We start from the raw sequence: 20,029 nt of genomic DNA on the forward strand, positions 1-20,029 counted from the left end.
CTCAGTCACAGCAAATAGCCGGCATGAGCCGAAACCAGCCTGCCGCGCTGAAAAACACGCCGTCGTTCTCTGACATTTTATTCAACAGTATCAATGAAATTAATGAAACTCAGGTTAACGCGAAAGAAATGACGCAGCAGTGGATGTCTGGCAGTAGCGATATTGGATTAAATGACGTAATGCTGGCAATGCAGAAGTCCTCAATTTCTTTTAGCTTCGGTGTGCAAGCGCGCAATAAAATGCTCAGTGCCTACCAGGAAATCATGAATACCCCGGTATAAGGCCTCGCCCTGTCTATGAGTGAATTTAAAGACATTCCCGTGCGCTTATCGCCAAATAAGCTTACGTTATCCGATTCTGAATTACAGCGTATTGGGCAACTGATCTATCGCCGCGCCGGGATTGTAGTCAACGCACAAAAACGAGAGATGATTTTTAATCGTTTATCACGGCGGCTACGGGCGCTGGGGATTGACACATTTCTTGAGTACATCAGCATTCTGGAATCCCACAGCGAGCATCCGGAATGGCAGAACTTTGTCAACGCGCTGACAACCAATCTGACCTCTTTCTTTCGCGAAACCTACCACTTCCCGGTGCTCGCAGAACACGCCCGTCAGCGGCCCAACGGCTACCGCGTCTGGTGTACCGCCGCTTCCACCGGGGAAGAACCTTGCTCCATCGCCATGACGCTGGACGAGACTCTGGGGAGCGCGACGGGAGGGCCACGCGTCTGGGCCTCTGACATCGATACCGAGGTGCTGGCCAAAGCGGAGGCAGGGGTATACCGCATGTCCGACCTACACTCGCTGACCCTGGTGCAAAAACGCCACTATTTTTTGCGCGGCTCGGGTGAGAACAGCGATCGGGTGAAGGTAAAGCCAGAACTGCTGGCCGCTATTCACTATCAGCGGCTCAACTTGCTGGACAACAGCTGGCCGCTACCCGGACCGTTTGACGCCATCTTTTGCCGCAACGTGATGATCTATTTCGATGCGCCGACGCAGAAGCGTCTGCTTGAGCGCTTTGCCCGCATGCTGAAGCCAGACGGCCTGCTGTTTGTTGGTCACTCTGAACATTTTAATCATCCGCACATTCCACTCAGGCTTCGCGGCCAGTCGGTGTATGAACTTACGGAGGCCTTACGGTGAAACGGATACGGGTGCTGACAGTTGATGATTCTGCGCTCATGCGCAACATCCTGAGCGCAGTGATCAATCAACAGCCAGATATGGAGATGGTCGGCACCGCGCCAGACCCGCTGATCGCACGCGAGATGATTAAGCAGTTGAACCCCGACGTGCTGACGCTGGATATCGACATGCCGAAAATGGATGGGCTGGAGTTTCTCTCCCGTTTGATGCGCCTTCGTCCAATGCCGGTGGTGATGATCTCCTCGATGACCACCCGAGGCTCGAAGGCGACAATGGCCGCGCTGGAACACGGCGCCGTCGATTTTCTGGCCAAACCCGATCAGCGTATCGCCGGAAATCTGGAACTGTGGGGTGTGCAGGTCGCAGAGAAGATCCGCATTGCCGCGAAGGCAAAACTGGGACGTCAGGCTGAAGTGGCCTCGCCGATACTGCGGGGCATTACCGTGGATCCACAAAGCATTGTGGCGATTGGCTCCTCGACCGGCGGGACGGAGGCGCTGCGCCAGGTATTAACGCCGCTGCCAGCCAGCGTCCCCGGTATCGTCATCGCCCAGCATATGCCTGCTGGATTTACCCGCTCCTTCGCCCAGCGTCTTGATTCACTTTGCCAGATAAAGGTGCATGAAGCGGATGACGGCGAACCGGTACTTCCGGGTACGGCATTGATCGCCCCCGGCGATAAGCATATGGAGATCGTCCGTCACGGAAAAGGGTACGCCGTCAGGCTGACCGACGCGCCCCCCGTCAACCGTCATCGCCCGTCTGTAGACGTTCTCTTTAACTCCGTTGCACAGCTGGTGGGCGCACATGCCAGCGCCGCCATCCTTACCGGAATGGGAGCCGACGGCGCACGTGGGTTGCTGGCGTTGCGGGAGTCGGGGGCGTTTACCCTCGCTCAGAGCGAAGCGAGCTGCGTGGTGTTCGGTATGCCTCGCGAAGCGATTGCCCTTGGCGCTGCCCGAGAAATCGTCGATCTCAATAAAATTAGCCAGCGTCTGCTGGAAAGTTTCAGCCATAAACCACGACGTTCAGGAGAGAACACACATGTCGGATAAAAACCTGCGTTTTTTGGTGGTGGACGATTTTGCCACCATGAGACGTATCGTACGTAACCTGCTTCAGGATCTGGGCTATTCAAATATTGAAGAGGCGGAAGATGGCCAGGACGCGCTGAACAAGCTGCGCGCCGGTGAGTTTGATTTCGTTGTGAGCGACTGGAATATGCCCAACCTTGATGGCCTTGAGCTGCTGAAAACCATTCGCCTCGACCCGGCGATGTCAAAGCTGCCGGTACTGATGGTTACTGCGGAAGCAAAGCGCGAAAACATTATCGCCGCCGCGCAGGCGGGTGCCAACGGTTACATCGTTAAACCGTTTACTGCCGCCACGCTGGAAGAAAAGCTTGGCAAAATTTTTGAAAAACTCGGGTGAATACTATGACCACTCAGCCTGGCGAGATCGCGGAACCGCCAAAGGATCTCTTTTTGCGTATCGGTCAATTAACCCGGCTGCTGCGCGACAGTATGGCAAATCTTGGCCTGGAGCAGGCCATTAAAGAAGTCGCGGACGCGTTCCCCAACACGCGTGACCGTCTCAACTACGTTGTTGGCAAAACGTCTCAGGCCGCCGATCGCGCGCTGACGGCCGTCGAGGTGGCACGACCGCTCCAGGAAAGATTAGGTGAAAATGCCGGTAAGCTTACTGAACGGTGGGACGCCTGGTTTGAAGAGCCACAGCCGCTTGACGAGGCGCGAGAACTGGTGAAAGAGACACGTACCTTTCTGCTGGACGTGCCGGCCACCGCTCAGCAAACCAACCAACAGCTCACCGAAATAATGATGGCGCAAGACTTCCAGGATCTCACCGGCCAGGTGCTACAAAGCCTGATGCAGGTGATTCAGACCGTCGAAACCGAGCTGATCAGCGTGCTGGTTGAAAACATGCGCGAACGTGACGCGGGTATCGAACAGAGCGGTGACGCCCATCTCAAGAACGGCCCGCAGATTGATACCAGCGTCGCCGGGATTGTCGCCTCTCAGGAACAGGTGGATGACCTGCTGGAGTCGCTGGGCTTTTGATGACCCCAGGCCAACACTATGTCTGAAGAGAGCGAGAGCGACAAAACAGAAGACCCCACACCCCACCGAAAACAGAAAGCGCGGGAGGAAGGTCAGGTTCCGCGTTCGCGCGAGCTGACCACCCTTGCCATGCTTCTGGTGGGCTGGGGGCTTATCGTCGGCGCAGGTAGCCATCTGGCGACGCAGCTTGAATCTATTCTGCACAACGGGCTGACCTTTGATCGACTGCTGATCCGCGACCCGCAGAATATGTTACATCGTGCAGCCTCGCTGTTGAGCATGGCTTTTCTCGCCATTCTGCCCTTCGCCGGCGGGCTGTACGTGACCGCAATAACGGCACCGTCGATTATCGGCGGCCTGAACGCAAGCAGTAAGGCGCTAAAGGTTAATCTTAAAAAACTTAATCCCGTCACCGGTATCAAGCGTCTTTTCTCTGCCCAAATGGTATCAGAGATGATCAAAAGCATCCTCAAGGTGCTGTTGGCCGCCACGGGGGGAGGACTGTTTTTACTGCTCAATAAAAGCAGGTTCATCAATCTAATGTATGAACCGTTGGGCGGCGCGCTAAACGACATCAGCAACCTGCTGATTGGCTGCATGCTGTACGTGATTTTGTCACTGATCCCCATGGTGGCCTTCGACGTGATTTATCAGCTCTGGAGCAACTTTAAGAAGCTGAGAATGAGCCGCCAGGAGATAAAGGATGAATTTAAAAACCAGGAAGGTGACCCGCACATTAAGGGTCGCGTCAGGCAGATTCAGCGCCAGATGGCACAAAGCCGCATGATGGCCGAGGTGCCCACCGCCGATGTGGTCGTCAACAACCCGACCCACTATTCCGTGGCGCTGAAGTATCAGGAAGGCACCATGGGCGCACCGATCGTCGTCGCAAGCGGCAGTGGACTTATTGCCCTGCGCATCCGCGAGATGGCTGAAGAAAATCGGGTTCCGATGCTGGAAGCGCCACCGCTGGCGCGTGCGCTTTACCGGCACTGCGAGCCGGGTCAGCCGGTGCCCGGTGAATTATATAACGCTGTTGCCGAAGTCCTGGCCTGGGTATATAGCCTGCGCCGGTGGCGTAAAGGCTTTGGCTTGCGCCCAACAGAACCTAAAGATTTGCCGGTTCCCCCGGCGCTCGATTTTGCACAAGAGAGTAAAGAGTAATGGCTAATATCGCCACCAAATTACGTTTGCCCGGCATCAAGGAGACCCAGTGGCAGGTACTGGCCGGTCCAGTCCTGATCATGACGATCCTTGCGATGATGATCCTGCCGCTGCCAACCTTCGTGTTGGACTTGCTGTTTACCTTTAATATTGTACTGGCGATCATGATCCTTCTGGTCGCCATGTTTACCCAGAATACGCTGGAGTTTTCCGCCTTCCCGACGGTACTGCTCTTCTCAACGCTGCTTCGCCTGGCGCTAAACGTCGCCTCAACGCGCGTTATCCTGATGCACGGCCATAACGGCGCTGACGCCGCGGGCCAGGTTATCGAGGCGTTCGGCCACTTCCTGGTAGGCGGCAACTTTGCCATCGGCATTGTCGTCTTTATCATATTGATAATTATAAACTTTATGGTCATCACCAAGGGGGCCGGGCGTATTGCAGAAGTGGGTGCCCGCTTTACCCTTGACGGTATGCCCGGTAAACAAATGGCAATCGATGCCGACCTGAACGCCGGTCTGATCGGCGAGGAGGAGGCCAAACGCCGTCGAAAAGAGGTGACTCAGGAGGCAGATTTTTACGGCTCCATGGACGGTGCGAGCAAATTTGTGCGTGGCGATGCCATCGCAGGCCTGCTGATCATGGCAATAAACATTATCGGTGGCCTGATTATCGGCGTAATGCAGCATGATATGACCCTCAGCGCAGCGGGAGAAGCCTACACGCTGTTGACCATCGGTGACGGCCTGGTTGCGCAGATCCCTGGTCTTGTAATCTCCACCGCGGCAGGTGTCGTTGTAACGCGTGTGGTCAACGAGCAGGACGTAGGCGAGCAGATGGTCGGCCAGCTGTTTACCTCGCCTCGTGTGCTTGCCCTCTCTGCGGCCGTAATTGGTTTGCTGGGGCTAATCCCAGGCATGCCCAATCTGGTCTTTTTACTCTTTACCTCCTCACTTTTAGGCATTGCATGGTGGCTGCGGGGCCAGGAAGGTAAGGCGAAAAAAACGGGCTCCGCCCCCTCCGCCCCTACCCGAGCTGAAGCTGACGTGGCGCAGGTTAATGAAGCGACATGGTCTGACGTGCAGATGGAAGATGTACTGGGGCTGGAGGTTGGCTATCGACTGATCCCTATGGTCGATCATGAACAGCAGGGCCAGCTGTTAACCCGCGTACGGGGTATTCGTAAGAAGTTCGCGCAGCAGATGGGCTTTCTGCCGCCAGCAGTTCACATTCGCGATAATCTCGACCTGCCGCCGACTCACTATCGTATTCTGCTAAAAGGGGTGACGATTGGTAAAGGCGAGGTCCAGCCCGATCGCTGGATGGCGATCGATCCAGGCTGTGCTGAGGGAGAAGTGCCCGGTACGCCCTGTAAAGAACCAACCTTTGGACTTCCCGCTCTATGGATCGATGAAGTCCATCGCGAGCTGGCGCAGACGCTGGGCTATACCGTAGTCGATCCATGTTCCGTCGTCGCTACGCACCTGAACCACCTTATCAGCACCCACACGGACGAACTTTTCGGTCGCCAGGAGGCGCAGCAGCTGCTTGACCAGCTCACCAAACAGTCGCCGAAGCTGATAGAGGATTTGATCCCCGGGGTAATCAGCCTGACCACGCTGCACAAAGTACTGCAAAATCTGCTCTCCGAGCGCGTGCCGATCCGCGATATGCGGACCATCATCGACACGCTGGCTGAGTATGCCACTCCTCAGTCTGACGCTGACGAGCTGACGGCCCGCGTGCGCGCTCGCCTCTCCCGGGCGATTACGCAGCAGTGGTTCCCTGGCGACGACGATATCCAAATAATCGGCCTTGATATGTCACTTGAGCAGTTGCTGGTACAGGCAACCCAGAGCGGAAGCGCTATCGAGCCGGGAATTGCCGAGAATTTAATGAAACAGACCGAGCAGGCGTTGCAGCATCAGGAAGCGCTGGGTGCGCCGCCGGTTCTGCTGGTGAACCCGGCGCTGCGTTTGATGCTGTCCCGCTATCTTCGTCGCATCTTCCCTCAGCTTGCAGTGCTCTCCAGCCAGGAGATAAACACTCAGCGCAACGTGAGAATGACGTATCTCATTGGAGGTAAATCGTGATAAGAGCCGCCTTGCTTGTTCTGCTGCTTGCGCCACCGGCGTTTGCTGCGGACGGTTCATGGAGCAGCCATAGTTTTGGCGGCACGCTGTCGCGCGGCAAGCAGGTACTGAAAAGTCGTCCAGTTCAGCCCGCCGCCCCCCTTCCGAAAGGGGTTACGCCGACGCATCTGCTGTGGAAGATTACACCGGACGGCCCCACGCCGCCGGGCTTTCGCATTCGCGTCTGTAACAACCTGCGCTGTCTGATGCTCAGGGAACTGGCGGGCGAAATCCCGTTGCCAGCAGGTTTCCCGGCCGCGGGCCCCTTTCGCTTTGAGTATCAGTCGGTAGCGCGCGGCGAAATGACGCCGCCGCTGACAATACTGAAAAATGAAATCACAATAAGGTATCGCGGCAAGGGGCCATCGGCGCTTTAAGAGAGGTCCTGACAAACGGTACCGCTCTGGCGATATCCTGCCTTAAACCTCAGCACCTCATTTATCCCGCCCAGCGCCCCCTCACACGCCAGCGCCAGCGTCATCAGCATCGTCTCATCCTCCTGCGCCGATAACATCTCCATCCCTACCGGCAGCCCGATACGGCTTACGCCACAGGGCAACGTAATGGCAGGCAGGCCGCTGATGGCGGCCAGTTCCGGCGCGCAGCCTGGCGGCATCTTCGCCATACTTTCTGGTAATCGTTGTACGGTGGGATACACAAATCCGTCGATGCGCTGCACCTCCGCCACCTGGCAAAGGTTCTGCCGCAACAGGCGCTGAAAGCGACGCCCCGCCAGCCAGAGCGGGGTTTTCAGCGTGTTACTCGCCAGCATCTGACGTAGAAACGGCGCAAACTCTGGCAGGAAAGCGCCGGAGTCCACAATGCTTGTCAGTCCGGAGGGAGCGCCAGGCTGTTTGCTAAGCCAGTCGTCAATCGCCACGCGAAATTCATACAGACTGAGGCAGGTGGCCTGCCTCACCTCTTCAAGGAAGGGGAGTGAAACCTCCACCAGCGTCGCTCCGGCACGGCGCAACGTGTGCAGCGCCGACTGCCAGACCTCCAGCTGTACCTCATCCTCTCCCTGTAACGCGGTCACCACGCCAAAGCGAACGCCTTTCAGCGAACGCACAGGAAGCGCAACCGGCGGCAGGCCATGGATCACCGCATGCAGCAAGGCGGCATCCTCAACGCTATGTACCATTGGCCCAACGGTATCTTTGCTGGGCGAGAGCGGCGCCACGCCGTCCAGCTGTGAACGGCGAAAGGCAGGCCGTAGCCCCACCAGCCCGGTATAGCTACTGGGAATGCGGATAGAGCCGCCGGTATCGGTACCCAATGCGCCATCCGCCATTCCAGCCGCCACCGCCGCGGCGCATCCTCCGCTGGAACCTCCGGCGGTGAGTGTCGGGCAAAGTGGATTCGCCACATCACCCCCCAGCGAGCTACGCGAGCGCACATCGAACGCGAACTCGGACATATTGGCCCTGGCAAGAATAATCGCCCCCGCTCTGCGCAATCGCTGCACGACCCGAGCATCCGCTGTCGCGTTAAGTGAGGCCAGCGCACGGCAGCCAAGGGTGATCGGCATCGGCGCGCAGGCAATATTATCTTTGACGATCAGCGGCACGCCGTGCAGGGGGCCGATCGGCTCTCCACGCCGACGCTGCTGCTGATGCTGTTCCGCCTGAGACATGGCGTCAGGGTTAACCCCGAGGATCGCGTTGAGCGCCCGGTGCTGCTGTATGACGTCGAGACGGCGGGCAATTTCCTCCGGACAGTCGTCTGGCGGTATCAGGCGCTTCATAGTCTCAGGCTCCCCGTGCTGAAAACCGGGCAGAAGGCTGCCCGGGATACGTTTTAGTCCCGCATGCCGGTAGTAATGGCATCAATGTCCTGCGGACGCAGACGAATTTCCGCCGCCCGTCGGTGCCCCTGCATCCCCTCGGTACGGCTCTGGCGGATCGCCGGTTCTGCGATTGCCGGGATACCCTGCTCGTCAATCCACTGATGGGTACAGATTTTGACGTATGCCCCTACCCACAGACCGCCGGTATAGCGTGCCGCCGCCATCGTCGGTAACGTATGGTTGGTGCCGCAGCATTTATCGGAGAACACCACGCTGGCGTTCTGACCAATAAACAGCGAGCCATAGTTGCGGATCTTCGCTGCCGTCGCGTGCGGATCGCGGGTATGCACCTGCAAATGCTCCGTCGCCATATGGTCAGCAAACGCAATCAGCTGCGCTTCATCTTCGCAGAGCACAATCTCACCCTGCCGACGCCACGCCTCGCCCGCCGTGGCGGCCGTTGGCAGAGTCGCAAGCTGACGCTCAACCTCCGCCAGGGTACGCTCAGCGATATCCCGGCTGGTTGTCGCCAGCCCGACGCGGGTATGAATATCGTGCTCTGCCTGCGCCAGCATATCGGCGGCCAGAATGCGCGGATCGGCGCTGTCGTCGGCGATAGTAAAAATCTCGCTCGGCCCGGCGAGGGCATCAATGCCGACTCGACCAAACACCTGGCGTTTCGCTTCGTTAACGAAGGCGTTGCCTGGCCCAACGATTTTGTCCACTGACGGAATACTCTCCGTTCCCCAGGCCATAGCCGCAATGGCCTGCGCGCCGCCAACTTTGAAAATGCGGTGCGCGCCCGCCAGATGGCAAACGGCAATCATCGCCGGATGCGCGCCCGGGGGCAGACAGGCGATAATCTGTTCACAGCCCGCCACCGTCGCAGGAACAATCGACATCACGGGTGCGGAGAGAATCGGATACCGTCCGCCCGGCACGTAGCAGCCCACCGTCTGCACCGGGATGATCCGGTGACCGAGATGCACGCCAGGCAGCGTCTCTACCTCCAGCGGCAGCATGGTCGCCAGCTGCGCCTGCGCAAAACGACGCACCTGATTAATGGCAAACTCACTGTCGCGGCGCGTCTGGGCATCCATCCCCTCCAGTGCTTCGGCAATCTCCTGCTCGCTCACCTCAAACTGCGCCGGTACGACATGATCAAACTGCTGCGAAAAGGCTCTTAGCGCCGTATCGCCCTCGGTTTTCACGCGCTCGATAATGGCGCTGACCTTCTCCGTCAGGGAACGATCGGCCTGCGCATCCTGCCCCTGCGGGCGCTTAATCCAGCTCACCTGATTTAACATTTACGCGTCCTCCATCTGGCCGAGTTTGATCTGCGCCAGCAGCGCCAGATGGTCATAAACCACCCACTCATCAACAATTTTTCCGTTGACGATGTGGTAGTGCGACATGCCCATCACGAACAGTCGTTCTCCGGTCGGCTTGCCGAGTTCGCCGTAACCCAGGTGATGTCCTTCGATAATCCAGCGTACGGCCACTTTGACGCCGCCTTCATCGCACGGGTTGGAACAAATATGCTGCGGCAGCCACGCGCCGTCAGGGATCATCCCCACCAGCGCCAGCGTCTGATGGGTTACCGCCGCGGTGCCGTACAGCTCTTTCATCAGCGGACCGTGCCACTGTACGTTAGGCGCATACACTTCTTTGATCTTGCCAAACATCCGGCGGTTGTAGATCTCATGCAGCCAGCGCAGGCACTGCTCCTCCGTATCGGTGTGCGCAATGGAAACATCGCACTCCATCTCCGGCGGATATTGCCCCAGCATACGGCCGTTTTCGCCGATGTCCATCACGCGGAAGCCTTTATCGAACTGCTCCTTTGCCATATTAAATGCGATTTGATCGGTATTCAGGCCAAGCTGTTTCATCAGTGACATATTGTCGCTGACCACCCACTCCCGATAAATTTTATTCTCGTGGATCATGCAATCCGCCACGGTACGCGTCACAAACGTACGGTTCGTCGGCTTACCTAAATGGCTGTGCTGGGTATGCCGCCCGCTTCCCGTCACCAGGTGAGAGGTATAAAAACCGTCAACATCATTTCCGTTCCAGATAACCTGGGTTGCCATTCCGCGCCGTTCCGGGAAGGCAATTAAGCGTTGCAGCGTATCCTGTACCACCTGTTCGCGGTTATAGAGTGTCCCCAGCGCGTTATACAGCACGCAGTTATGGGTATAGTGAGAATAAATTAAGCCAACATCGCGCTCGTCCCATATTTTATGGGTGCAGCGAACGATATAATCGACAATATCGGTATAGCAGTCATCAAAGCCGCGTAATGATTGCACGCGCGGTCTTTTTTCCGGTACCAGATCGACAAAATCACGACGTTCCACCTGTAATACAGGTTCCTCTTTCAGCGATTTCACGCTGCTTTTTTCGGGTACGGCTGGTGCTTTATTTGTTGCTTCGGTGGAAGACATATAAACTCCTGCTCTGTTTTCAGACAATAAGAACCCGCACCCGTAAGTGAGGGTGAATTAAACACGGTTATTTTTTGCAGCCGGAATAAGGGGGCTGCCGCCCCATTAATTAAATATTTGCGACCAAATCGCTAATTCATCGATCCCCAGATATTCACGGAAAATTAAACCATCACGTAATTCAAGCTGGCTGATACCGGTAATTGATATGGGTTTACGGGTCGGCGCACCAAATTTGCCGTAACCGTCATGCCAGGTTAACAACGACCAGCGCAATGAAAGTCGAATCGGCTCATTAGGATCTTTACGCACAATCAGGTGATGAAGCTGCGTTTCGCTGTCGGCAAATGAAGCGCGATAACCGGAAAGCTGTGCGCCAATTTCCTGTTCGCCGGTGCAGAGGCAGTGCCCCGGCGCGTACAGCGTCGCCGCCGGGTGATAGAGACCGGGCACCACGCCGCTGTTACCGCCCGCCCACATCGTTAAGTAGCGCTCAACGACCCCGGCAAGCGCCCCTTCCACGTCGTCGCCCTCAGGCCCACCCGCCCAGCGGGCGTCCAGCGTCTCAGCAGACACAGATTCCAGCCCAAGCTGCTGGCGCATGGTCGCCAGGTTAAAAGCAAAGTCGCGGACATCCAGCCCCAGTTGCGCCACAATCGCGGCACGATCCTGAAGCAGCCACTCCTGGCGTACGGCACCATCAACACAGATGCGATCGGCCCAGGTGCGGACCCAGACATTTTTCCCGGTCGGCGGGCCAAAAAATCCCTCCCCCTGGTGCTGAATGCGGGCTACGGTACGCTGCGCCGCATAGTACTCGTCCCCCGGGTTCTGGCTGCACAGAATATCCTCCGTCAGCACCGCTCGCTGCGGGAAGCTGTGCATCGCCTCAAGCGTCAGGCGCATAAACTGGGAAAGCTCATGCAGCTGTTTTTCGGGGGTAGTGAAAACCACCGGCGTGGCGTAAAAATCCGCCAGCTGGCCGATATCTTTCTGCTCCCACACCACGTGCGTCAGCGTCAAAATGAACTGCTGGATAGAGTCGAATTGAGGGCTGAAGCCCCGCAATCTGGTCATGTGCGCTCCTTAGACTGGAATAGCGTTAAACCATTGGTTTCGATAACGCCGCTGCGTGGGCGACGCGCCGAGTGGCGTATCACCAGCGTACCGGGCACCGTAATCTGTTCAGGCTCTATGGTTCCGCTGTCAATTTGCTTCATTAACAGTTCCACCGTGGCATCCACCATCGCGCCGACCGGCTGCGACGCCGAGGTCAACGCATAAGAGGGCCAGCCGGAAGGGCCGATGTCGTCATAGCCGACAACGGAGACCTCCTCCGGAATGCGCAAACCAAACTCATAGCGCGCCACATCCATTACCGTGACGGCCATATGATCGTTGGCGACAAAGACCGCATCCGGCGCTGGCGACGTCGAAAACAGGGTATAGGCTGCCCGGGTGGTTTGCTGAGCGTCGTAATTCCCGTGCACCACCCGGACATCGGTGATGCCATGTTCTTCCAGCGTGGAAATGAACCCGCGCTGGCGGGCGATATTGACCGGGGAATCGGCCACGCCGGCCACGTAGGCAAAACGCTTGTGCTCCCCCGCCAGCAGAAACTCGGCAATCTGCCGCGCGGCCGCTTCGTTATTACTGTTGACGCTGGAGGCCATGCCACTCTCTTCGCTGCGGTTAAACAGCACTACCGGGATCCCGGCGGCAAGGCACTCCTCGGATAACTCCAGCGACAGCGTCACCGAGGCCAGCACAATGCCATCCACCCGGTACTGCATAATCTGGTCAAAAATACGGTCTACGTTACCTTCCCGATCGCCAACGAACAGCAGCAGGTGATAGTTCAGCGTATCCAGCTTTTGCGCCAGCGCCTCCAGCACCTGCGAGTAAAAGGGGTTATCAAAGTAAGAAATGACGACACCGATAATGCGCGAACGAGCCGTGTTGAGCGAACGGGCGATCGCATTCGGGCGATAGCCCAGCTCGCGCGCTGCCTTCAGCACTTTTTCACGCGTTGCCGGTGAAATGCTGGCCCCCGGCGTGAACGTTCGCGACACCGCAGATTGCGATACCCCCGCCAGCTGAGCGACCTGTTGGGATGTGACTGCTGCAAAAGTCTTACGTTTCATTACCCCTGATTCCTTATCAACGTCCTGCCCATTTGCACGTGCTTCAAACGCCTCAGCAAGTGGGTGTTTTTTATACTTACACCACCTTTGCATGCGTATGCAACACAAAAAATTAAAATTCTCACAACAAGATCGAGATCACTTTACAAATGTGAAACCTTTTCGTAACTTCAAATCTTGAATACGTATGCAAAGAGTTTTCATACCGTCAATGGTACCGGAGAGAACAGGAGTCGCCCAAAGGATTGAACCGGTAAACGTCGTCCCTGACTGGTTATAACCCATTAATTCTTAAGAGGTTCAAAACCATGTTTCAAGCACTGTTACGCCGTCGGGAAGCCCGGCTCTTTTTCATCATCAGCATCCTGTTCTTTATCTGCATTCATAGCATTGATGCATTCCTGGCCCCCATGATGATCAACCAGGGCATTGAGCCACAGATCATGGGCATCATCATGGGCGCGTCCGGTCTGGCAACCCTTCTGATACGCTTCCCGTTAGGCATTATTTCCGACGTGGTTAAAAGCCGCAGGATCTTCATCCAGATTGGCCTGCTGCTGCCAATTATCGCCTGGCCGATTGCCTGGCTTGAACCCAACGCCATTACGCTGTATCTGGCGAAAGCGGCAGACGGTGTCACGGCGGCGACCTGGGTACTGTACAACATCCTGTTCATGCGTTACTTCGGTCGCAACGAAGCGCCTGCCGCCGTCGCGCTGCTGGCGCTGGCAGGGCCCATCGGCGTGTTTCTCGGTAACTGTATTGGCGCGGTGCTGATTCACTATTTCGCCAATAACATCGCCTTTTTTGTCTCCTGCATCTCCGCCCTGGTGGCGTTATTCCTGACGACCCGCATTCAGGACGTGCACGACCCGGTTCAGGCCCCCACGCTTAAAGCCTGCATTACCGGCGCGCGCCAGCAGCTGGCCGACCGTTCCGTCTGGCTGATTGGCATCCTGGCGACCGTCGTCATTCTGGTGCCCTTCGCCACCCGCGACACGCTGACGCCGGTCTATGCCGAGCAGCTTGGCGCCCGGGCAGGGATCCTCGCGCTGCTGGGTAACATTCACCTTCTTTTTTACGGGCTGGCCATCGCCCTGTGCAGCTCGGTGTTTTATCAGCGCCTTGGGCTGGTAAAAACCGCCGTGCTCGGCATCGTTTTACAGGTGATTTCCACTTTCGGCATTCCCTTTACCAGCAATATCTATGTGATTTACCTGTGGCAGGCGCTGGCGGGGTTCTCGTTCGGTATGGCCTTTGCCGCATTCATGTCGCTCAGCGTAGTGAATACCTCGTCTGATGAACAATCCACGCGAATGGGACTATTCCAGACCATTTATTCCTGCGGCATGTTTGTCGGGCCGGTAATGATGGGCGTAATGATGCAACATATTAACCTGTCGTCCGGTTATATATTGATTGCCGCCCTTTCCGTTGTGGCCGCTATTGCCACGCCGCTGTCCGCTCGATGGGTATATGCCCGTAAAACGCAAACCTCAGCCCAATTATTAAAAAACGGTGCGTACGCTGCCGCGCCGGATCAATAACTCTTTCTGAAGTAAACACCCTTTCCCGGCTCGCCGGGAGGACAACTGACATCTGAAAAAGGTAAGGAGAAGCGAGTGTCCTGGAAATTAAAAACCGGTAAATCTACCGAAGAGCGCCAGCAAGCCAACCAGCAAATAAGAGAAACGGTTGAACAAATACTTGCGGATATTGAAAAACGCGGAAATAAAGCCATTCGCGAATTATCCATTAAATTCGATCGTTATGACCGTCAGGATTATCGTCTGACGTCCGCGGAGATTGACCGCTGCATAAAACAGTTAAGCCGCCAGGATATTCAGGATATTGAATTTGCCCAACAGCAGGTGGCGAATTTTGCCCGCGCGCAGAAAGAATGTCTGCGGGACCTGGAAATTGAAACGCGTCCCGGGGTGATCCTCGGACATAAAAATATTCCGATTAACGCCGTAGGATGTTACGTGCCTGGCGGAAAATATCCCCTGCTCGCCTCCGCGCACATGTCGATCATCACTGCCAGCGTGGCGGGGTGTTCAAGAATCATCAGCTGTGCCCCGCCGTTTAACGGTCAGCCCGCCCCGGCGATTGTCGCGGCGCAAAAAATGGCTGGCGCAACGGAAATCTATGCCCTTGGCGGCATTCAGGCGATAGGCGCCATGGCGCTGGGCACGGACTCGCTGGCACCGGTCGACATGCTGGTCGGGCCCGGTAACGCCTTCGTCGCGGAGGCCAAACGCCAGCTATTCGGCCGGGTAGGTATCGATCTGTTTGCCGGTCCGACGGAAACGCTGGTGATTGCCGATGACACTGTTGACGCGGAAATGTGCGCCACGGACCTGCTGGGCCAGGCCGAACACGGCGTCACCACCCCTGCCATCCTGCTGACGAACTCGCTTCAACTTGCCAAAGAGACGCTCAGCGAAGTGGAACGGCTGCTGGAAAAGCTCCCTACCGCCGACATTGCCCGCCAGTCGTGGCAGGACTACGGGGAAATCATCGTCTGCGACAGCCACGAAGAGATGCTGCTGGAGGCAGATCGTATCGCTTCCGAACATGTTCAGGTGATGACCGACCGGGACGACTGGTTCCTGGCTAACCTGACCAATTACGGCGCGCTGTTCCTTGGACCGCGTACTAACGTGGCCTACGGCGATAAGGTGATCGGCACCAACCACACCCTGCCCACGCAGAAAGCCGCACGTTATACCGGCGGCCTGTGGGTGGGCAAGTTCATGAAAACCTGCACCTTCCAGAAAGTCCTCAGCGACGAAGCCACTGCCGAAATCGGCAGCTATTGTTCCCGTCTGTCGCTGCTGGAAGGGTTCGCCGGACATGCCGAGCAGGCCAATATTCGCGTGCGCCGTTATGGCCAGACGGAAGTTCCCTACGCCACACCGGCCCCGGTCAGGGAAAAGGTGTAAGTCATGACGCTTTTGCAAACGCCCTCTTTCACCCTGCACGGCAAACGCGCGCTGGTGACCGGCGGGTCAAGAGGGATTGGCTTCGCCGCCGCCGTCGCCCTCGCACAAGCGGGAGCAGAGGTATGGATCGCCGCCCGGGGCCGCGAGGCGCTGGCGCATGCCACAGGTCTGGCAGCGGAACACAGTCTCGCATTTCACCCGCTGGAACTGGATATTACCGACACTCAGGAGGTGGCGCGTGTGCTGGCGACGTTGCCCACGCCCGACATTCTGGTGAACAGTGCCGGGCTGGCCCGCCACCAGCCGTTTCTTGAGGTGAACGAGGAAAATTTCGATGCGGTGATGGCGCTTAACCTGCGCGCCACCTTTTTTATCAGCCAGCATGTGGCGCGCAGAATGCGGGCGGACGGTAAGGGGGGATCGATTATTCACATCTCATCGCAAATGGGACACGTTGGTGGCCCCGAGCGTAGCGTGTACTGTGCCTCCAAATTCGCGCTTGAAGGGTTAACCCGAACGATGGCGCTGGAGCTGGGCGATGCGGGGATCCGTGTCAATACGCTGTGCCCGACCTTCATTGAAACCGACCTGACGCGTTCGTCGCTCGCCGACCCGGCATTTCGCCGCTATGTGCTGGACAACATCAAACTGCGCCGGCCAGGCAGGCTGGAGGACATTATGGGGCCGGTAGTGTTCCTCGCCTCTGAGGCCGCCGGGCTGATCACCGGCAGCGCCCTGATGGTTGACGGCGGCTGGACGGCTACGTGAGGGATGCAATGGAATATCCGCTTCTGGACAATACCGATCTGCCGCTGGTTCTGCTTGGCGGCACGCTGTGTAACGCCCGGCTCTGGCAGCCCGTCATTGAACGGCTGAACGTCTCAGCGGTGCTGTGCATCACGCTGACGGGCGCAGAGTCCGCGCCGCAGGCGTCACGGCGGTTGTTAAAGGTTCTGCCGCCGCGCTTTCTGCTGGCGGGCTTTTCGCTCGGCGCGATTGTCGCGCTGCAAATGGCCGCCGACGCGCCAGAAAGAGTGAACGGGCTGACGCTGATTTCCGTTAATCCGTTGCCCGTTGCGCCAGACACCCTTGCTTCACGCCGGGAAGCGGTACACACCGCACAGGCGCGGGGCCTGGCCGACTGGCTGGTCTCCTCGCTGTGGCAGAGCTATGTCGCCCCGTCACGTCTGTCCGATCGGATCCTGCAAGAGACTATTTGCCGAATGGCGCAAGAGTGCGGCATTGAGACCTTTGCGGAGCAAACGGAAATGGCCATTCACCGGCAGGACAACCGGTCTGCGTTTAACGCCCTCTCCTGCCCCACATTACTTCTAAACGGCGCGCAGGACGTTATCTGCACGCCCCATCATCATCAGCTACTGGCAGCAGGCAACGCGAACGTGACCAGGCATACGGTGGAGGCTGGCGGGCATTTTATTCCGCTGGAAACCCCGGATGAGATCGCGCCGCTGCTGCGTCAGTGGATAACGGAGTGCATACAGTGCGCAAAAACAGTTTAAAGACCGCATTTCTGGAAAATACCCCGATCGTTAACGGCTGGCTGGCGATCCCGTCCGGGTATAGCGCGGAAATTATGGGCCATCAGGGTTACGACGCCGTCACCGTCGATTTGCAGCACGGCATGATTGATTTTGCCAGCGCGTTGTCGATGCTACAGGCGCTATCGAGCACGCCTGCCGTGCCGCTGGTGAGGGTGGCAGATAACGATCCGGCGCAAATCATGCGCGTATTAGACGCCGGCGCGTATGGCGTAATCTGTCCGATGATCTCCAGCGCGGAACAGGCTCGCCGTTTTGTCGCTGCCTGTCGCTATCCACCGCTGGGTGTTCGCTCCTTTGGTCCGGCCAGAGGTCTACTCTACGGCGGCAGTGATTATCCACAGCACGCTAACGACGAGATCCTGACGCTGGCAATGATCGAAACCCGCGAAGGGCTGGCGGATCTTGACGCCATCCTTGATACCGAAGGGCTGGACGGTGTGTTTATTGGCCCCAACGATCTCTCGCTGACGCTGACCGGCAGCGCCAGCGCCGAATCCCAACATCCCGAAATGCTTGCTGCTATTGAGCGGGTGATTCACTGCTGCCGCCAGCAGCAGAAGATTGCCGGTATTTTCTGCACTTCCGGCGCGGCCGCCGCAGCGCGTATTGCACAGGGTTTCCAGTTTGTTACCCCTGCAAACGACGTTATGCAGCTGGGTCGCGCCTCACGTGAAGCAATTGCCCTCGCCCGCGGCAACGCCATCCCTACCACCGGTGCATCCGGTTATTAAAAGGAGAAATGATGAAAACTATCCATCTTAGCCAGAGCCAGGCACGAACACGGTTAATCGCCCCCGACGATATGGTTTCCTGCAATCTTGCTTTTATTGATTGCAAGCTGCCCGGTTCGCATCTCAAACAAAACTATTCCTTCATCGGCCCGGGTGTAACTCAGTCCAGCGAGCAGATTGTTAATATCCCCGAGCCGCACGGCTTTAACATTGGCGCGGCGGCTATGCCGAAAGGGGTAACCAATAACCTGCATCTGCATTTCACCGCAGAAGTGTTCCTGATCCATGAAGGGACATGGCGTTTTCGCTGGGGCGCCAACGGCGAGCATGAAGCGGAATTTAGCGCGCCCACCATCCTCTCAATACCGACCTGGATCTTCCGCGGTTTCACCAACGTCAGTAGAGAAGATACCTGCGGCATGGTATTTACCGTGCTCGGCGGGGACAACACGGGCGGCATCATCTGGCACCCATCAGTGCTGGCGGCCGCCAGCGAGTACGGTATGTATCTCAGCAAGGATAATATGCTGATTGCGCAGGAGGCAGGTGAACCAACGCCCGATCCCGCCACGCTGCTGACGCCGCTGTCAGAGCAATATATTGCCGGTCTGCGTGACTACAGCGTTGAGGAGATGCGCCAGCGTGCGGTAACCGGCGATGATCGCTGCTGGTCAGCGCAGGGACTGCTGGACTCGGTGCTGCCGGGACACGGCGGCGAAATTGCGCCGGTTATCGGTTTCGGCATTTCACAGGATCGGGATTCCGCTCCCGCTATCCTGAGCCCGCACGGTTTTTCCGTCGAATGGCTGCGGCTTGCTGACGACCACATTGTCGGTCGCCATCTCTGCCCGGATATTCAGGTGATCATGGTCTTTAAAGGCCAGCTGGAGGTGACCTGGAACGAGGCGGGTAAGGAAGTCAGCATTATCGCCCCGGAACGTTCGGTGATCTCCATTCCGGCAAACAGCTGGCGCCGCTACCGCGCGGTTGATGGCAATGTGGAGTTTATTCTGACGACCCGGGGCGATCAGCGTAAGCGCCTGTACTGGGACGAAGCGATCCTGCACCAGGCGAGAGAACACAATCGCTGTCTCGATCCTGATGGCTACGTGGCGGATGCCGACATCCTGCCAGCCACGGCCCGTCGGGCCGGAGAAAAAGTAGAAAAAGTGCCAGCAGCTAACTGATTTTTACGGCAAAGTGGCGCAAAATAGGGGGGCAGGGATCGCCTGCACCATCATCAATAATGATGCACATAAAACGGATTGCATGATAAACATGGATGGAAAATCAAATGTACAGACCCATAGTCGTTATCCTCTTTATTCTTCTGACGCTCGCCGCACTGATTGAAATGGGGATTATCTCTTTCGGCTAAACCTCCCCCCTCAGAAAGGCCATTTCTTCGGCCTTTTTATTTATGAAATATGTGAAGTCGACAGTTTATTTTTATGCGTAGCAGAATCCAAACCCAAACCGAAAATATATTTTATTAATGCGATTCTTTGAAATATATCATACAGCAGATGATTTACCCTAACTTAAATCATAATTAAGCAGTCATTAATATTCTCTGGAATTATAAATAAAGCCTGTGTATTCAGTATTATCCCCCTATCATCTCTTCCACTACCTAATCCCGACCGCCTGTACGCCAACGCCTCTGTGGCGCGGTCCGCATAGCCAACAAAATATATTCGCGCTATCAATTAATTTTCTCTGCAATCACAGTGCAGGGTTTACAGACACTTAATTTGCACATTCAGATATTTATAGCTATATCATTTTTACAGCAAAATAAATAATACCTGCACAAATAATAAGGCTTATAAAACACGAAAATATAAATAAATAACAGTTTCTCATGTAAATAATTAGCTTCG

19 protein-coding genes are annotated in these 20,029 nt (G+C 56.7%); 14 read left to right on the forward strand and 5 right to left on the reverse strand.

The features are described 5' to 3' along the window. Positions 1-23: 23 nt before the first annotated feature. Genes fliE through IMQ56_RS08085 form a run of 8 tightly spaced genes read left to right on the forward strand, consistent with a single transcriptional unit; the run spans position 24 to position 6,905 of the window. On the forward strand, positions 24-281 hold the full coding sequence (gene fliE, locus IMQ56_RS08050) for a flagellar hook-basal body complex protein FliE (RefSeq protein WP_196063836.1): 258 nt from the start codon (positions 24-26) through the stop codon (positions 279-281). A gap of 15 nt (positions 282-296) precedes the next feature. After that, positions 297-1,151 (forward strand): CheR family methyltransferase, encoded by an 855-nt coding sequence (locus IMQ56_RS08055; RefSeq protein ID WP_015571622.1) that lies wholly within the window; start codon positions 297-299, stop codon positions 1,149-1,151. Then, a complete protein-coding gene (locus IMQ56_RS08060; RefSeq protein WP_023295295.1) occupies positions 1,148-2,209 on the forward strand; it encodes a chemotaxis response regulator protein-glutamate methylesterase in 1,062 nt (353 codons plus the stop codon). The genes IMQ56_RS08055 and IMQ56_RS08060 overlap by 4 nt, the downstream gene beginning before the upstream one ends. Continuing rightward, on the forward strand, positions 2,199-2,585 hold the full coding sequence (gene cheY, locus IMQ56_RS08065) for a chemotaxis response regulator CheY (RefSeq protein ID WP_015571623.1): 387 nt from the start codon (positions 2,199-2,201) through the stop codon (positions 2,583-2,585). Before IMQ56_RS08060 ends, cheY begins: the two co-directional genes overlap by 11 nt. Positions 2,586-2,590: 5 nt before the next feature. Further along, entirely contained in the window at positions 2,591-3,232 is a 642-nt protein-coding gene (gene cheZ / locus IMQ56_RS08070; protein ID WP_015571624.1) for a protein phosphatase CheZ, read from the forward strand. A gap of 18 nt (positions 3,233-3,250) precedes the next feature. Then, a complete protein-coding gene (gene flhB / locus IMQ56_RS08075; RefSeq protein ID WP_015571625.1) occupies positions 3,251-4,396 on the forward strand; it encodes a flagellar biosynthesis protein FlhB in 1,146 nt (381 codons plus the stop codon). Further along, the gene (gene flhA / locus IMQ56_RS08080) at positions 4,396-6,489 is read left to right on the forward strand and encodes a flagellar biosynthesis protein FlhA (RefSeq protein ID WP_023295296.1); all 2,094 of its coding nucleotides are present in this window, start codon (positions 4,396-4,398) and stop codon (positions 6,487-6,489) included. The genes flhB and flhA overlap by 1 nt, the downstream gene beginning before the upstream one ends. Further along, a complete protein-coding gene (locus tag IMQ56_RS08085; protein WP_023295297.1) occupies positions 6,486-6,905 on the forward strand; it encodes a flagellar protein FlhE in 420 nt (139 codons plus the stop codon). Before flhA ends, IMQ56_RS08085 begins: the two co-directional genes overlap by 4 nt. Here IMQ56_RS08085 and IMQ56_RS08090 read toward each other — a convergent pair. From IMQ56_RS08090 to IMQ56_RS08110, 5 genes are all read right to left on the reverse strand, one after another. Further along, positions 6,902-8,272: an amidase family protein gene (locus IMQ56_RS08090; protein ID WP_196063837.1), complete on the reverse strand. Its 1,371-nt coding sequence runs from the start codon at positions 8,270-8,272 to the stop codon at positions 6,902-6,904. The two genes, IMQ56_RS08085 and IMQ56_RS08090, sit on opposite strands and share 4 nt — an antisense overlap. Positions 8,273-8,325: 53 nt before the next feature. Next, positions 8,326-9,621 (reverse strand): histidinol dehydrogenase, encoded by a 1,296-nt coding sequence (gene hisD / locus IMQ56_RS08095; RefSeq protein ID WP_017692810.1) that lies wholly within the window; start codon positions 9,619-9,621, stop codon positions 8,326-8,328. Continuing rightward, entirely contained in the window at positions 9,622-10,764 is a 1,143-nt protein-coding gene (locus tag IMQ56_RS08100; RefSeq protein ID WP_015571629.1) for an ester cyclase, read from the reverse strand. It abuts the gene before it with no gap. Between the two features lie 105 nt (positions 10,765-10,869). Continuing rightward, a complete protein-coding gene (locus tag IMQ56_RS08105; RefSeq protein WP_015571630.1) occupies positions 10,870-11,841 on the reverse strand; it encodes a nuclear transport factor 2 family protein in 972 nt (323 codons plus the stop codon). Next, a complete protein-coding gene (locus IMQ56_RS08110; protein ID WP_196063838.1) occupies positions 11,838-12,908 on the reverse strand; it encodes a LacI family DNA-binding transcriptional regulator in 1,071 nt (356 codons plus the stop codon). The genes IMQ56_RS08105 and IMQ56_RS08110 overlap by 4 nt, the downstream gene beginning before the upstream one ends. Positions 12,909-13,216: 308 nt before the next feature. Between IMQ56_RS08110 and IMQ56_RS08115 the strand changes: the two genes are divergently transcribed. From IMQ56_RS08115 to IMQ56_RS08140, 6 genes are all read left to right on the forward strand, one after another. Then, positions 13,217-14,455: an MFS transporter gene (locus tag IMQ56_RS08115; RefSeq protein WP_023295299.1), complete on the forward strand. Its 1,239-nt coding sequence runs from the start codon at positions 13,217-13,219 to the stop codon at positions 14,453-14,455. Between the two features lie 75 nt (positions 14,456-14,530). Then, the gene (hisD, locus tag IMQ56_RS08120; protein WP_017692807.1) at positions 14,531-15,853 is read left to right on the forward strand and encodes a histidinol dehydrogenase; all 1,323 of its coding nucleotides are present in this window, start codon (positions 14,531-14,533) and stop codon (positions 15,851-15,853) included. Between the two features lie 3 nt (positions 15,854-15,856). After that, complete coding sequence (locus tag IMQ56_RS08125; protein WP_023304287.1) at positions 15,857-16,621, forward strand: SDR family oxidoreductase; 765 nt, start codon at positions 15,857-15,859, stop codon at positions 16,619-16,621. Between the two features lie 8 nt (positions 16,622-16,629). Continuing rightward, positions 16,630-17,373, forward strand: a complete 744-nt coding sequence (locus IMQ56_RS08130; protein ID WP_063137301.1) for an alpha/beta hydrolase — start codon at positions 16,630-16,632, stop codon at positions 17,371-17,373. Further along, the gene (locus IMQ56_RS08135) at positions 17,355-18,146 is read left to right on the forward strand and encodes an aldolase/citrate lyase family protein (protein WP_023295301.1); all 792 of its coding nucleotides are present in this window, start codon (positions 17,355-17,357) and stop codon (positions 18,144-18,146) included. Before IMQ56_RS08130 ends, IMQ56_RS08135 begins: the two co-directional genes overlap by 19 nt. Before the next feature lie 11 nt (positions 18,147-18,157). Then, positions 18,158-19,333, forward strand: a complete 1,176-nt coding sequence (locus IMQ56_RS08140) for a hypothetical protein (RefSeq protein ID WP_063137302.1) — start codon at positions 18,158-18,160, stop codon at positions 19,331-19,333. Positions 19,334-20,029: the final 696 nt, after the last annotated feature.

Origin of the sequence: Enterobacter sp. Res13-Sevr-PEC09-46, from assembly GCF_015672585.1 — a bacterium.
Lineage (GTDB): Bacteria > Pseudomonadota > Gammaproteobacteria > Enterobacterales > Enterobacteriaceae > Enterobacter > Enterobacter hormaechei_C.

Coding starts and splice junctions, on each gene's coding strand:
- IMQ56_RS08130 (WP_063137301.1), top strand. CDS start 16,630: ATGGAATATCCGCTTCTGGACAATACCGATCTGCCGCTGGTTCTGCTT.
- IMQ56_RS08110 (WP_196063838.1), bottom strand. CDS start 12,908: ATGAAACGTAAGACTTTTGCAGCAGTCACATCCCAACAGGTCGCTCAG.
- flhB (WP_015571625.1), top strand. CDS start 3,251: ATGTCTGAAGAGAGCGAGAGCGACAAAACAGAAGACCCCACACCCCAC.
- hisD (WP_017692810.1), bottom strand. CDS start 9,621: ATGTTAAATCAGGTGAGCTGGATTAAGCGCCCGCAGGGGCAGGATGCG.
- cheY (WP_015571623.1), top strand. CDS start 2,199: ATGTCGGATAAAAACCTGCGTTTTTTGGTGGTGGACGATTTTGCCACC.
- IMQ56_RS08140 (WP_063137302.1), top strand. CDS start 18,158: ATGAAAACTATCCATCTTAGCCAGAGCCAGGCACGAACACGGTTAATC.
- IMQ56_RS08115 (WP_023295299.1), top strand. CDS start 13,217: ATGTTTCAAGCACTGTTACGCCGTCGGGAAGCCCGGCTCTTTTTCATC.
- IMQ56_RS08090 (WP_196063837.1), bottom strand. CDS start 8,272: ATGAAGCGCCTGATACCGCCAGACGACTGTCCGGAGGAAATTGCCCGC.
- flhA (WP_023295296.1), top strand. CDS start 4,396: ATGGCTAATATCGCCACCAAATTACGTTTGCCCGGCATCAAGGAGACC.
- IMQ56_RS08125 (WP_023304287.1), top strand. CDS start 15,857: ATGACGCTTTTGCAAACGCCCTCTTTCACCCTGCACGGCAAACGCGCG.
- IMQ56_RS08105 (WP_015571630.1), bottom strand. CDS start 11,841: ATGACCAGATTGCGGGGCTTCAGCCCTCAATTCGACTCTATCCAGCAG.
- IMQ56_RS08055 (WP_015571622.1), top strand. CDS start 297: ATGAGTGAATTTAAAGACATTCCCGTGCGCTTATCGCCAAATAAGCTT.
- IMQ56_RS08100 (WP_015571629.1), bottom strand. CDS start 10,764: ATGTCTTCCACCGAAGCAACAAATAAAGCACCAGCCGTACCCGAAAAA.
- cheZ (WP_015571624.1), top strand. CDS start 2,591: ATGACCACTCAGCCTGGCGAGATCGCGGAACCGCCAAAGGATCTCTTT.
- fliE (WP_196063836.1), top strand. CDS start 24: ATGAGCCGAAACCAGCCTGCCGCGCTGAAAAACACGCCGTCGTTCTCT.